Source organism: Simplicispira suum, assembly GCF_003008595.1.
In the GTDB taxonomy this organism is placed as follows: Bacteria; Pseudomonadota; Gammaproteobacteria; order Burkholderiales; family Burkholderiaceae_C; genus Simplicispira; species Simplicispira suum.
The window spans coordinates 3,784,499-3,797,512 of the sequence record NZ_CP027669.1 but is presented as its reverse complement, the minus strand read 5'-3'; the positions used below and the strand labels follow the sequence as shown (position 1 = coordinate 3,797,512).

Genomic DNA, 13,014 nt, shown 5'->3' with positions numbered 1-13,014 from the left:
CTGGGCTGCGTGAAACCGCAGGCAAGTTGGAGCTACTTCTTCGCTCCCAGATCCGAGAGCAGTTCGAGCTGCAGCTCCTGTATGCGCACCAGGCGCTCCCACTGGTGCGACAGCAGGTGGTCCATCTTTTCATGCAGATGCCGAATTTCCAGCTCGGCCTTCAGGTTGATCTGGTAGTCGTGCTCGGAACGAATGCGGTCTTTCGCCTCTTGCCGGTTCTGGCTCATCATGATGACGGGGGCCTGGATGGCAGCAAGGCAGGAAAGAATGAGATTGAGAAAGATAAAAGGGTAGGGGTCCAGCGGCTTCCACAGCAGCACCAGTGAATTCATGCCCACCCAGACCGCGAGAAAGACGCCAAAGGCAATCAGAAACGCCCAGCTGCCCCCAAAGGCAGCGATTCTGTCGGCCAGTCGCTCGCCGAAAGTCCATGTCTTTTCAAAGCTGGCGTCGATGTTGGTCGACAGTATTTCGTGCTCCTGCAGGCTGCGAATCACTTCTTGCTCCAATGACGACAGCTCGCCGCGCTCGGACTCAAGAATCGAGTGCACGTAGGCGCCTCGAATCTTGGCAAGATCCGCGCGGCAGATATACGATTCAGCGGACCAAGAGGGAGCGGTCTTGCAAATTTCTTGCGCCATCTCCTTGCCAATGATTTCCCCCGAGATGAGGTCGGACCTCTGGAAGGGTTGGTTGCAGAGGGCGCAACAGCGCTTTGCGTTGGTTTTGTGGGTCATAGCTCAGCCTCTATCGCAGTTGGGTTTGCCGCGGAATCGTCGTTGGCTGCGAGCGGGCCATGGGGCGGCTGGTTCGCATGCTCCATTGTGTGTGCTCGGTGCGCTTGCGCGTTGGTGTCGTGCGTTGGAAATCCGTCTCAGAAAAGTGCCGAGAATCGCCGCCATGCCGCGTTGTAGATCCTCGCGATGGCACCGGCTATCGCTGTGGCTAGCGCCTTGCCTGACGACGATTTCGCCCCATTTCATCTTTCAACGCACTTTCAACTCACGACACCAGGAGGGCGCCGCTCCGTGGCGCCGCTGCAGCTGTGCGCTGCTGGGTGGATTCAAGCCGTATTTTTGGGCCACCTGCGACGATTCAGGCGGGAACCCCTGCAGTGCAGACACAGAATCTGCGTCCCTGGCCTCGGCCACCACATTGAGCGTCAGCGTAAAGGCTGCTCATAAGGCCAGGCCAACCCCGATAGCTGCGGCCATGTCGTGGTGCTGCAAAGGCAATCCTTCCATCACCGACGATCAGCGGCACCATTTCGATCGTCTTGTAGATCGAAAAGTCTTTCACGACATTCTGCATTCGGGAAGTTCCTTCCGCCATTGACGCTGCAGGATTGGAGTTTCGTTGAGCGTTCAAGGTCGACAACTGCGTGTCGGCGCGGGGGTAGACGCAAGCCACCACCACCATCCGCATCAGCGCAATGGTCATAAGTGGGTACGCCATGGATTTCAGTCGATGACCGCTCATCCAGAGCCAAGTGCTGATGCCAGTGGCCAAGAGGCCAACGGCAATAAAAACCCTGCTCTACTGCGGCAGCAGCTGCTCATGTGTTTGAACATGGCGCGGGCCTCATGCAAGTGGTCTGGTCAATGCTTTGACGAGCTTTGTTGCCAGGTTGCGAGGCGTGATGCGTATGCTTTGCGCCATGGCCCAATTCACGAAGCCAGGGATGTAGACCCGCTGCCCGCGTTGCATGGCGCGGTAGCCCAATGCGGCAACTTCTTCTGAGGTCGGCAGTTTCTTTCCCTTGACCAGTGCAGAGCTACCCAGATCGGCCTTGTCTTGAAAACCCGAGGCCGTGGGGCCTGGACAAAGCGCCGTCACCGTTACACCGGTGTCTTCCAGCTCGGACGCAATGGCCTCCGAGAAACTCAGCACAAATGACTTGGTGGCGTAGTACACCGCCATGTAGGGGCCTGGCTGAAATGCCGCTGTGGATGCCGTGTTCAAAATCTTGCCGCGCGTCGCCAACAAATCGGGCAAAAAAAGCTTGGTCAGCACGACGACCGTGTTCATGTTGAGTTGCATCATGGCCAGATCTGACGCCAGCGCCGAGTCTTTGAACTCGCCAAACGTCCCAAAGCCGGCGTTGTTGACCAAGGCGCTCAGGGTGATGCCGCGCGCTTTGATGTTGGCGTGCAGTTGTGCTGCCCCGTCATTGGTTTCCAGGTCTGCACCAATGACAGTGACGACAACCTTGAATTGTTTTTCCAACTCATCGGCCAAGGCCTGCATCTTTGCCTCGCCTCGGGCCGCCAGCACGAGCTGGTAGCCGTCTTGCGCAAAGTGGTAGGCCAGTGCCTTGCCGATGCCTGACGATGCACCGGTGACAAGTGCTGTTTTCTGAGAGATAGGGGTTGTGGTCAAGGTGAAGCTCTCGTGTGATGGTGTCGAAGGAGGCATTCAAAACCCGGCACCAAGGTGCCATGTCAAGCCCTTGGGGTGCATTTTGTGCGCATGTTCGAAACCACTTGACTCGGCACCCTGGTGCCAGGTTTAACATGTGGCGCCGCCCCGCAAAAAGAAATGAAATCCGTCGTCACCGTCGATTCCTTCAAGACCTTGCAGACCACCAGCAGCTTGTGCAAAGCTGCCAAGGTGACCCGCGGTCAATTGCGCCTGTATGAGGACGAGGGTTTGATTTCGCCACAGAGCCGGACGGAAGCCGGCTACCGCCAATATGGCCCCGATACGCAGGACCGGCTCAAAGCCATCATGCATTTGAAGGAACTCGGCTTCACGTTGGCCGAAATTGCCTTGCTGCTATCCGATCGCGACAACGGCGACATCGACGGGCAAGCCATGGTTCGGCTGGCGGGAGAGGTGCTGTCAAAAATTGATGAACGCATTGCAGGCCTGCAAGTGATACGCGGCTATGTGGCACCGGTTGCGGTGGGTGATATGAGCGTGCTGCAGGATGAAGACTGCAACTTCGTTTTTGACTTCATGACAGCTTTAGCTACTGAGAAAACCAAGGTGCGCGCATGAGCGCAAGCTGAGATCGCCAGAGGTCCAGTGGCCTGCTGCGGCCCAATAGCCCTGCAACCCTCGCGCTGCTGGTCGTGCGCTCCAGCGGCGGCTTGTGTCCCGGAGCGCGTCAAGGTAGTTGTCGCCTGAGTCACGCAGCTTGGCGCTGAATGGGAAAGCTCCCTGTGTTTTCAGGGAAGCGAAAAACAGAATGGAAGCCAAAGACGTTGTTTTGCGCCTGCATTTTTGAGCCGCAGTTGAGACATGGAATTGCCTCAAATTCCCAAAAAATTGGCCAGATACAACCAAATCAAAATGAACGATTTTCGATATAAGTCGTTGTTTTTAAACGGTATTTAATGGCCTGCCCGGAGGGACTTGAACCCCCGACCTACAGCTTAGAAGGCTGTTGCTCTATCCAGTTGAGCTACGGGCAGATGAATGTGGCAGGTGCCTGCGCAGAGCGGGCGATCATACCTGCGCGGGTGCTTGTAGCTTGCGTTGGCGCGCGGGTGCCTGCAAGCCAAAAATAAGGTAAAAATCAGGCTCTAGCGCTTATGCAGCATACGCTATAAGCTATCAAAAATATAGCTATTGTCCATGTGTGACCGTACCTGTCCGACAGGTGCGCTCGTACGCGATTGCCAAACGCTTCGATGCATGCCGTGCAGTTACTTCAGGTCGGTTCTTCAAACACCAAAGAAGGGGTCGAGATGATGCGCGCCACCTCGCTCACGTCGTCGATGACGCCCTTTGCAACATAGCCTGCGGCGCTGTCGGGTTCAAGGGCGGCAACGGCCAGTTGTGCCAGCGGCTGATTGAGCGGCACGTAGTAGCTGCCCGCAGGGGCGTCAATGGTGTTGCGGCGCAGTGCTGCGCCGGGTCCGGCACGCTCGTAGCTGTCTGCCAGCAAGGGGCCCCCTTCCGCCACACGCAGAACCTGGACGCCCAGGAGCTTGAGTCGGTCCACCACGTTGTCGGCCCGAGCCGCCAGCCAGTAGCCGCAAGGGCGCGGGCGCGAGGTGACTGCGCGCAGCTTGAGCGGCGAATCCCAGCTTACATGCTCGATGCGTTCGGCGCCAGTGTGTGCGTCGAGCAGTGCAATGTCGCGCTGCGCTGGGGTGGGCACGGCTTCGATCACTGCTTGCGAGCGGCAGGCCAGGGCGCTGGTGTCGCGCGCGACAAAGCTGCGCACCTGCTCCAGGCTGGAAGAGCGTTCTGCCGTGCTGCGCAGGGCGCTGGCCATGGCCGTTACCTGGGTGTGCACGCGGCGCTGGATATGGGTGCGCCCCAGGCCGACACCCCGGCTCGCTACCGTGAAGCCCACGGCATTTTTCAGGCCGCTGACGTTGCGCAGCGTGTCGGGCAGGACGCTGCCGCCGGCCACGCGCCCAATGCCTGCGCCCTGCGCAGGTCCAAAGAACCAGTCACTGCGCAGGCGCTCGGACTTGAGCGACGCCGCCATGGGTTCGTAATACCACTCGCGTGCGGCTTTGGTAATGAAATCCGGCACGTTGGCTGCAGTGCCGTACTGCAGCAGCGCGTCGTAGCTGGGTTCGGCGCCAAATGCATCGCGCAAAGCGCCTGCAGCCGGGAATTCGCGTGCGTCCAGCACCAGGATGGGCCGGTACTCGCGCACCAACTCGGCAAGCGCCCGCGCTTCGGGCGTGGAGAGCACGAGATGGTCGCTGACCATGTCGACACCGGCCGCCGTCTCTGGCGTGCCGGCGTCGGCGCCATCGGGGTTGGCGCGCGGCACCAACACTACGTTGATGCGGTCCAGCAGCGGCTCCAACAGCCCGCCCGCCAGTTCCTGGGCCAATGCCAGCAAGGCTTCGGCACCTGCGGGTTCGTCGCCGCGCTGCTGGCCGACCATCAGCACGGTGGGGCGGCGCGAGGCCTCCATGGCGTCTGGCGTGGTGCCAGCAGCGCGCGTGAGTATCAGCGCAAGAATGGGTTCGCCGTGCTGTGACGGCCCAAGGCGCAGCAGTTGCGTTCGGGTTCCGGCCCCCTGCTGTGCCGTAGCAATGGCGCCGAGCCAGTCGGACAACTCGGCATTGGTGGTGAAGGCGCGGCGTCCGTCGCTGAGACCGGGCGTGCGGTAGCGCACCATCGGATCCGGAAAATGCGCGGCGACAGCGGGATTCAAAGCTGGGTCGGCAGGTGCCGGCGCGGCCCCTGTGGGCCAGGAGGGCAGGCTCGCCGCGCCCGGCACGGGCGTGGCTTGTGCAGGCTGTCCAGGCGCGGGGTAGACCGGTGCCACCACGCGGCCGCGCTCCGCAGGGGGCAGTGGCGCCTTGGCGGGCCAGGGCGGCAAAGGCGTGCTGGCGCAGCCTGCCAACAAAGCCGGCAACAGGGCGAGCGCGACAACGTAGGGGGAGCAGCGGTGTGCTGCAGCGCGAACATTTCGGGAGAGAAGCTGCAAAAGCATGGTGCGATCGGCCGTTCGAAAGTAGGGGGAGGGAGGGCGGAGCCGGAGCCAGGCGCGAATGGTAAACGGCGGCGGTGCACTGGCGGTGTCAGCGTGCACGCCGTTTCTTGCGCACAAACGCAAGTGCCCGCCATGGTGCGTACAGCCGAAACACCTTGGTGTCTTCTGAAAGCTACTAAAAAAATAGCTGCCAGTGCTTGTGTATCAAGCGCTGGCAGCCAATTCCATTGGTAGTTTTCTGCCTTGTCTCAGGCAGACGCGCTCAAGAAGCTTCAGTAGCCGCCGCGCCGGCCACCGCCGCCGCCGCTGCGCGAGCCGCCACCGCCGCCGCTTCGTCCGCCACCGTAGCCGCCACCACCACCACCGCCGCCACCGCTGCGATAGCCACCGCCACCGCGTCGGCCTCCGGCCATGCTGTCCACGCTGGTGCGCATGGGGTCGGGCTGGCCTGTTGCACCGTGGCCTGCGCCACGGGGTGGGGCCATGCTGGTGCCGGCCTGGGTGCCAAGGTGTGCATTTTCACGTGCTGGCTGCCAGTCGTCGGTGTGGCGTGCTGCCGAAGGAGCGGAGCGGGGCGCGCCACGTGGACCGCCCGGTGCGGGACCGTTGCGGGGCGCATTGCGCCCGGCGCCACTGCGGTGGCCGCCCCCTCCATTGCCACCGCCATTGTTGCCGCCACCGCCACCGCCACCGCTGGCGGCCCGGCCACCCCGGTTGCCTTGGCCGGTTGCCTTGCCAGCGCGCATGCGTTCCATCATTTCGCCGCGTGCGGCCTTGGCTGCGGCCTGCATCACGTCGCGGCTGGGTGGACGGCCAGCGCCGCCCCAGATGGTCTGCCGGCCCATGGCAATGGGTTCGGCCTTTTCGCCGTCGTCGGGCCCGAAGCCTTCAATCAGCTTCACAGGAATCGTTTGCTTGGTGAAGCGCTCGATCTCCATCATGAAACCTTCCTCGTCCATGCAGACCAGGCTCACGGCTTCGCCGCTGGCGCCCGCGCGGCCAGTGCGGCCGATGCGGTGCACGTAGTCTTCGGGAACGTTGGGGATTTCGTAGTTCACCACGTGCGGCAAATCGTCGATATCGATGCCGCGTGCGGCGATGTCGGTGGCGACCAGCGCGCGGATGTCGCCGCTCTTGAAACCGGCGAGGGCCTGGGTGCGGGCGCTCTGGCTCTTGTTGCCGTGCAGCGCCATGGCGTTGATGCCGTGCTTGGTGAGAAACTCGGCGACGTTGTTGGCGCCAAATTTGGTGCGGGTGAACACCAGCACCTGGCTCCAGTTGTGCTCGTTGATGATGTGCACCAGCACCTGTTTCTTCTTGCCGCGGCCCACCGGGTGAATCACCTGCGAGATGCGCTGCACCGTGGTGTTGCTGGGCGTCACCTGGATGCTTTGCGGATTTTTCAGCAGCGTGGCCGCCAGATCGCGGATCTCGTCGCTGAACGTGGCCGAGAACAGCAGGCTTTGCTTGTCCTTGGGCACCAAGGCCAGAATTTTTTTGACGTCGTGGATGAAACCCATGTCCAGCATGCGGTCGGCTTCATCAAGAATCAGCACCTGCACCGTGGAGAGGTCGAGAAAGCCTTGCTGCTGCAGGTCCAGCAGGCGGCCTGGCGTGGCCACCAGCACATCCACGCCGCGTTTGATGCGGTCGATTTGCGGATTCATGCCGACACCGCCGAAGACCACGGTGGAGTTCAGGTCAAGGTGCTTGCCGTACTGGCGTACGGATTCTTCCACTTGCGCTGCGAGTTCGCGGGTGGGGGTCAGCACCAGTGCGCGCAGGCCCTTGCCACCGAACTTGTTTTTCGGTGCTTCTTCGCGGGACAGCCGGTCCAGCAGCGGCAGCACAAAAGCCGCCGTCTTGCCGGTGCCGGTTTGCGCGCCAGCGAGCAGATCGTGCCCCGCCAGTACCGCCGGGATGGCCTGTGCCTGGATAGGCGTAGGGATTTCATAGCCTTGCTCGCGCACGGCTTTCATGATGGCCGGAGCCAGATTCAGATCGTCAAAAGTCATTGAGTAGATGCACCCATCCGGGCGCCGGGTATCGGCCTGTCGAGGCGCCTTGCGATGGGCGCCGAGCCAGTGTTAGGCTGATAAGGTTCAACAGTGGGCGCCAGCAAGCAGTGTTGCTTCGTCCCCAGCAGTTTGCTGATATCGCGCACAGCTGGAGTGCACGACAGGCGCTATTGTCGCATGGGTCGATAATTGATCTTGTACGCCGGGCAGATTGCCCGCTCTTTTTTTTCGCACAGCAGGACCCAACTCCTTCCGATGGCCCAATACGTTTATTCCATGAACCGCGTCAGCAAGACGGTGCCTCCCAAGCGCCAGCTCTTGAAAGACATTTCGCTTTCGTTTTTCCCTGGTGCCAAAATTGGCGTGCTGGGCCTCAATGGTTCGGGCAAGTCCACCTTGCTCAAAATCATGGCCGGCGTCGACAAGGAGTTCGAAGGCGAAGCGCTACCCATGCCAGGGCTCTCCATCGGCTACCTCGAGCAAGAACCCAAGCTCAACGACGAGCACACGGTGCGCGAGTCGGTTGAAGAATCGATGGGCGCGGTATTTGCCGCCAAGGCGCGCCTCGAAGAGGTCTATATCGCTTACGGCGCCGAAGACGCCGACTTTGACGCACTGGCCGCCGAGCAGGCCCAGCTCGAAGCCATCATTGCCACCGCCGGTACCGACTCAGAGCACCAGCTCGAAATTGCTGCCGACGCGCTGCGCCTGCCGCCTTGGGACGCCAAGATCGGCCTGCTCTCCGGTGGCGAGAAACGCCGCGTGGCCCTGTGCCGCCTGCTGCTGTCCAAGCCCGACATGCTGCTGCTCGATGAACCTACCAACCACCTGGATGCGGAGTCCGTCGAGTGGCTGGAAGTGTTCCTCAAGCGCTTTACCGGCACCGTGGTGGCGATCACCCACGACCGCTACTTCCTCGATAACGCCGCCGAATGGATTCTGGAAATGGACCGGGGTCGCGGCATTCCATGGAAGGGCAACTACAGCACCTGGCTGGAGCAAAAGGGCGAGCGCCTGGCGCAAGAGCAAAAGGGCGAGGAAGCCCATGCCAAGGCCCTGAAGAAAGAGCTGGAATGGTCGCGCCAGAACCCCAAGGCGCGCCAGGCCAAGAGCAAGTCGCGCCTGGCCCGCTTTGAAGAGCTGAGCGACATGGAATACCAGAAGCGCAACGAGACCATGGAGATCTTCATCCCGGTGGCCGAGCGGCTGGGGCACCAGGTGTTTGAGTTCCACAACGTCAGCAAGTCGTTTGGCGATCGCATGTTGATCGACAACCTGAGTTTCACCATTCCGGCTGGCGCCATCGTTGGCATCATCGGCCCCAATGGCGCCGGCAAATCCACGCTGTTCAAGCTGCTGGCCGGCAAGGAGCAGCCCGACAGCGGTACCGTGGTGGTCGGCTCGACCGTCAATATGGCCTTTGTTGACCAGCACCGCGACGTGCTGGAAAACGACAAAACCGTCTGGGAAGATGTCTCTGGCGGGCTCGACATGTTGAACGTTGGCAAGTTCCAGATGGCCAGCCGTGCCTATTGTGGGCGCTTCAACTTCAATGGTGCCGACCAGCAAAAACGTGTGGGCAGCCTTTCGGGCGGTGAGCGCGGGCGTTTGCACCTGGCCAAGACGCTGATCGCCGGGGGCAACGTGCTGCTGCTGGACGAGCCATCGAACGACCTGGACGTGGAAACCCTGCGTGCCCTGGAAGACGCGCTGCTGGAGTTTGCCGGCACGGTGTTGGTTATCAGCCACGACCGCTGGTTCCTGGATCGCATCGCCACGCACATCCTGGCGGCCGAGGGCGACAGCCAATGGACCTTCTTTGACGGCAACTACCAAGAGTACGAAGCCGACAAGAAGAAGCGCCTGGGCGAAGAAGGTGCGCGTCCGCACCGCATGCGCTTCAAGGCTCTGAAGTAGGATTGGAAAAGCACGATCTATTGTTTTCTCCTTCCATGCCATGACCTTGTCTGCAGTTCGTTCAAGAGCGGTGTTTCGGGCCTGCGTGGTAAGCGCAGTGCGCGAGGGCGAGTTGCTTATGGAGCAGCTCGTCATGTACACCCTGGATGCGCTCAGCAAGCTGGAATCCGAAACCCGCGTCATTGCCAAACGCGATATGGCCAGCGAGGCCTTGCGCTTGTTGCGCCAGCACCAGGCGGGGCTGGTCAAGGCCTACCCGATGGCCTTGCTGGAGATGTTTGCCGATGGCCCCGCAGCACCGGCGGCCAAGCCAGCGCAGGCAACCTCGCTGGACTTCGGCGAGCTGAGCCTGGTGGACGACGACGAGGTGCAGGCTCAGGTTGAGCTTTCTCGCGCGCAGCAGATGGCGCTGCACACGACGGAAGAAGTTCTCTCCGAGCTCAATGGTTTGGTCAGTTCGGCGCAGGGCTTGTCGCGCGTGCAGCCCGAACGCAACCCACTGCGGCCCGAGAACTACATCCGCGCCTTGCAGCGCGTCGTGGCGGACACCCAGGTCATCGCTCCTGTGCGCGAAGCATGGATGCAGCACATGCGCGAGTTGCTGGGTCAGCAGTTGCTGGATGTCTACAAACGCGCCGCCAAGGGACTGCGCGAGCATGGAATCGAGCAGGTCGGTTGGGGTGCGCGCGCAGGCGTGCCGGCGGACTACCAGCCAAGTGGTCAGGGCGGATGGTCGGGCTCGGTCCACGGGCAGGTTGGCGCCGGGGGCCACTCGGGCTGGTCGCCCGGTTCGCCGTCGGGCTACTCCCATTCTTTGCATTCGGGCATGGCACCGCAGGTGGAAGAAGCCTTGCTGACAGTGGGCATCCTTCGCCAGATGCTGGCGGGAGGGGGCGATCCCTATCAGGAAATGCAGCCGATGCCCGGCGTGGCCTATGCGGCCCAACCCAGCGGTCAGGTGCCCATGCGGCCGAATCCCGGCGGTGTGGGTTACGCCGCCGTTGGGGTGTCCGATGCCATGGAGGACATTGCCCAGCTTGAGCGTCTCGTTGGGCGCCTTGCCAACAGCCAGCCGGCCTATTTGCACAGCGGACAGAGCGCTGTTCGCAGCAACCCAGGCTCGCTGTATGCGGCCAGCGAATCGGCGCCCATGGGGGCCGAAGTGGTGGCGCGCATGGTGGAGAACATCTCGCAAGATTCGCGTTTGCTGCCACCGGTACAAAAGGCCGTGCAGGATTTGGAGCCCGCGATTCGCAAGCTCATTCGCCACGACCCGCGTTTCTTCAGTGACGCCAACCACCCGGCGCGCCGCCTGCTCGATGAGTTGACCCAACGCAGTCTGGCCTATACGCATGTGGATGCACCGGGCTTCAGCCGCTTCATGCGGCTGGTGGACCAGGCCGTCTCGCACCTGGCGCGGGTCGAGATCACCAGCGCCGCGCCTTTTGAAACCGTGCGCCGTGCGCTTCAGGCGGCCTGGGAGGCGCAGCAGAAGAAAATGGAAGCCCGCCAGGAGCGCGAAAAATACGCCCTGATGCTGGCCGAAGAGCGCGAAATGCGCGCCGAACGTATCGCTGAAGAAATTGGCGCGCTGCCTGAGCTGGCCGGTGCCCCGCAGGATATCGCGGACTTCGTCACCGGCCCGTGGGTCGACCTGGTGGCGGGCATGCCGGCCGATACCCAAGGCACGCTGAGTCGCGAGGCCCGCGATGCGATCGCGCTGGCCGGCCTGCTGCTCTGGAGCGTGCAGCCGGAGCTGGCCGGGCGCGACCCCGACCGCCTGGACGAAGCGGCGGTGCTGCTGCCGGTGCGTTTGCGCACCGGGCTTGAAGCAGCGGACCGTCCGGCAGAGGAAGTCGATCGCCTTCTGGAGCGCCTGGCCGAGCTGCACCAGGCAGCCATGCTGGCTCGCCCGCCCGATATTGAGCTGCCGGACGATTCGGCTGAAGAAATTGCCGAGCCAATCAGCGACAGCGAATCGGTCTTGTACGATCCCGAAGCGGCGGACGAGCCACAAGCCCAGCCCGAGCCAACGCCAGATCCTGCTCCTGCGCCACCCGAAAGCGACGGCTTCGTCATTGGTGCCTGGGTTGATCTCTTGTCTTCCGGCAGGCGTCTGCGCACCCAGCTGACCTGGTGCAGCCCGCACAGCACGCTGTTCTTGTTTACCGCCCCGGACAGCAGCACCCAGTCGATGACGCGGCGCATGCGCGACAAACTCGTCGCCGAAGGCGCGTTGAAGGTGGTTTCCGCCCATTCGGTGGTGGGGCAGGCCATCGACAGCCTGGCGCAGTCTGCGCGCGCCAGCACCCCCGGTAAACGCTGATCAGGCCTGCGGCAGCTTCTGGCGCACCAGGTGAATGTGGTTGCGCAGCGCGTACAGCTCATCGGCATACGACAGCGGAACGCTCACTTTTTCCACCTGGATTTCGAGCTGGTCAAGGGCCTGAGCCAATTCCGAGCGCGGCAATTGGCCCAACTCCATGTCGCTTTCAATCTCGCGCAGTCGCCCGTACCAGCGAAACACCCGTGAGCGCACACGGAACTGGTAGAGCGGTGGAACGATGCGCGAGAGCGGCAGCAAAGCGGCCAGCAAGATGCCCAGCACCAGCCACATGCGTTCGATCAGGTTGGCCAGCCAGAAAGGCAGGTAGCGCTGCAGGAGCGGCACCGGTTCGTTGATGGCACGGTCGGCCTCGGCCGCGATCGGTAGTTCGCTGTGCCGTGTATTGGGAAACTCGCGTGCCCGGTTGAACCAGCCCGCGCCACCGTGCAGTACCTGCCCGGCCTGGGCAAACAATTGCAGCAGCGCCGGATGCGTTGGCTCGCGCGCCAGCAAAGCGGTGGTGGATGCCACCAGTCGCACGTCCTCGGGCGGCACGTTGCCTGCCAGGTCGACGACGCCGCGCGGCAAGCTCACCGGGCTCAGAAAGGGAAACCGCCGACCGTAGGCTTCGTTCTGCGCAAAGTCCATCAGCTGCACGCCAGGCGTTTGCAGCAGCATTTGCACCATCATGGATTCGGGTGCCGAAGCAAATACCAGAACGTCAAGCTTGCCCGCCAAGAACTGGACCGTGGCATCGGTCTGACCGAGCCGCGAGAGCTTCACGTCGGTCGGCTTCATGCTGTTGGCGTCCAGCAGCTTTTCCATCAGCGTCGGTACGCCGCTGCCGGGTGTGCCTACATTGACGCGCAGCCCACGCAGTTGCGGCAAGCTGTCCAGTCGGCCCGACTGCTTGCGCTTGGGCGCGTCCGGCGTTCGATAAAACAGCCACAGCGGCTCGACAAACAGGCTGCCCAGGGACTGCAGGTCTTCTTGGTCGCTCGGCTGCAGTTCGGCGGTACCGCCTTGTACAAAAGCCAGGTCAGCCATACCGTCCCGCAGCAACTGCAGATTGGCCGACGAGCCGTCGCTCGGCACCAGCACCACTTCGATACCCTCTGCCGCCAGCGCCTTCTGGTAGCGCTTGCCAAAGGCTTCGTAAGCGCTTTGCGCTGGCCCCGTGGCCAGTGTGACCTGGCGTGGGGGTGTCGGGTTGAGCCACCAGTACGCCAGTACCAGCAGACCGACGGCAAGAAAAGCCAGCGGCCCGGCGGAGAGCAGCAGGTCGCGCAGCGACAGCAGGGTGGAGCGAAAAGCCTGGGGCATGGATGGGCGGCGAAAGAGGG

At 62.4% G+C, this 13,014-nt stretch carries 9 protein-coding genes and 1 tRNA gene; 3 read left to right on the top strand and 7 right to left on the bottom strand.

Annotation, left to right across the window (positions count from 1 at the left end):
- Positions 1-32: 32 nt before the first annotated feature.
- The 3 genes from C6571_RS17550 to C6571_RS17545 form a co-directional block, all read right to left on the bottom strand.
- Complete coding sequence (locus tag C6571_RS17550; protein ID WP_106447833.1) at positions 33-737, bottom strand: DUF1003 domain-containing protein; 705 nt, start codon at positions 735-737, stop codon at positions 33-35.
- Positions 738-1,095: 358 nt separating this feature from the next.
- On the bottom strand, positions 1,096-1,440 hold the full coding sequence (locus tag C6571_RS19590; protein ID WP_146139371.1) for a hypothetical protein: 345 nt from the start codon (positions 1,438-1,440) through the stop codon (positions 1,096-1,098).
- A gap of 141 nt (positions 1,441-1,581) precedes the next feature.
- Positions 1,582-2,379: an SDR family NAD(P)-dependent oxidoreductase gene (locus C6571_RS17545; RefSeq protein ID WP_245901329.1), complete on the bottom strand. Its 798-nt coding sequence runs from the start codon at positions 2,377-2,379 to the stop codon at positions 1,582-1,584.
- Positions 2,380-2,538: 159 nt separating this feature from the next.
- On the opposite strand from C6571_RS17545, the gene C6571_RS17540 reads away from it, so the two are divergent.
- Entirely contained in the window at positions 2,539-3,000 is a 462-nt protein-coding gene (locus tag C6571_RS17540) for a MerR family transcriptional regulator (RefSeq protein ID WP_106447831.1), read from the top strand.
- A 339-nt stretch (positions 3,001-3,339) separates the two neighbouring features.
- Here the strand turns inward: C6571_RS17540 and C6571_RS17535 are convergent.
- The 3 genes from C6571_RS17535 to C6571_RS17525 all read right to left on the bottom strand — a co-directional run bounded on the left by C6571_RS17535 (position 3,340) and on the right by C6571_RS17525 (position 7,425).
- Positions 3,340-3,416 (bottom strand) — tRNA-Arg (locus C6571_RS17535).
- Positions 3,417-3,655: 239 nt separating this feature from the next.
- Positions 3,656-5,410: a M14 family zinc carboxypeptidase gene (locus C6571_RS17530; RefSeq protein WP_106447830.1), complete on the bottom strand. Its 1,755-nt coding sequence runs from the start codon at positions 5,408-5,410 to the stop codon at positions 3,656-3,658.
- Positions 5,411-5,682: 272 nt separating this feature from the next.
- Positions 5,683-7,425: a DEAD/DEAH box helicase gene (locus tag C6571_RS17525; protein ID WP_106447829.1), complete on the bottom strand. Its 1,743-nt coding sequence runs from the start codon at positions 7,423-7,425 to the stop codon at positions 5,683-5,685.
- A gap of 258 nt (positions 7,426-7,683) precedes the next feature.
- Between C6571_RS17525 and ettA the strand changes: the two genes are divergently transcribed.
- Together ettA and C6571_RS17515 are read left to right on the top strand one after the other, a co-directional pair.
- Positions 7,684-9,345 (top strand): energy-dependent translational throttle protein EttA, encoded by a 1,662-nt coding sequence (ettA, locus tag C6571_RS17520; RefSeq protein WP_106447828.1) that lies wholly within the window; start codon positions 7,684-7,686, stop codon positions 9,343-9,345.
- A 40-nt stretch (positions 9,346-9,385) separates the two neighbouring features.
- Entirely contained in the window at positions 9,386-11,671 is a 2,286-nt protein-coding gene (locus tag C6571_RS17515) for a DUF1631 family protein (RefSeq protein ID WP_106447827.1), read from the top strand.
- Here the strand turns inward: C6571_RS17515 and C6571_RS17510 are convergent, their stop codons facing one another.
- Positions 11,672-12,994, bottom strand: coding sequence for a TAXI family TRAP transporter solute-binding subunit (locus C6571_RS17510; RefSeq protein ID WP_106447826.1), 1,323 nt, complete (start codon positions 12,992-12,994; stop codon positions 11,672-11,674). It abuts the gene before it with no gap.
- Positions 12,995-13,014 lie beyond the last annotated feature (20 nt).

Bases quoted from the DNA above. Each gene is read 5' to 3' on its own strand.
- C6571_RS17550 (WP_106447833.1), bottom strand. From the start codon at position 737: ATGACCCACAAAACCAACGCAAAGCGCTGTTGCGCCCTCTGCAACCAA.
- C6571_RS19590 (WP_146139371.1), bottom strand. From the start codon at position 1,440: ATGACCATTGCGCTGATGCGGATGGTGGTGGTGGCTTGCGTCTACCCC.
- C6571_RS17540 (WP_106447831.1), top strand. From the start codon at position 2,539: ATGAAATCCGTCGTCACCGTCGATTCCTTCAAGACCTTGCAGACCACC.
- C6571_RS17530 (WP_106447830.1), bottom strand. From the start codon at position 5,410: ATGCTTTTGCAGCTTCTCTCCCGAAATGTTCGCGCTGCAGCACACCGC.
- C6571_RS17525 (WP_106447829.1), bottom strand. From the start codon at position 7,425: ATGACTTTTGACGATCTGAATCTGGCTCCGGCCATCATGAAAGCCGTG.
- ettA (WP_106447828.1), top strand. From the start codon at position 7,684: ATGGCCCAATACGTTTATTCCATGAACCGCGTCAGCAAGACGGTGCCT.
- C6571_RS17515 (WP_106447827.1), top strand. From the start codon at position 9,386: ATGACCTTGTCTGCAGTTCGTTCAAGAGCGGTGTTTCGGGCCTGCGTG.
- C6571_RS17510 (WP_106447826.1), bottom strand. From the start codon at position 12,994: ATGCCCCAGGCTTTTCGCTCCACCCTGCTGTCGCTGCGCGACCTGCTG.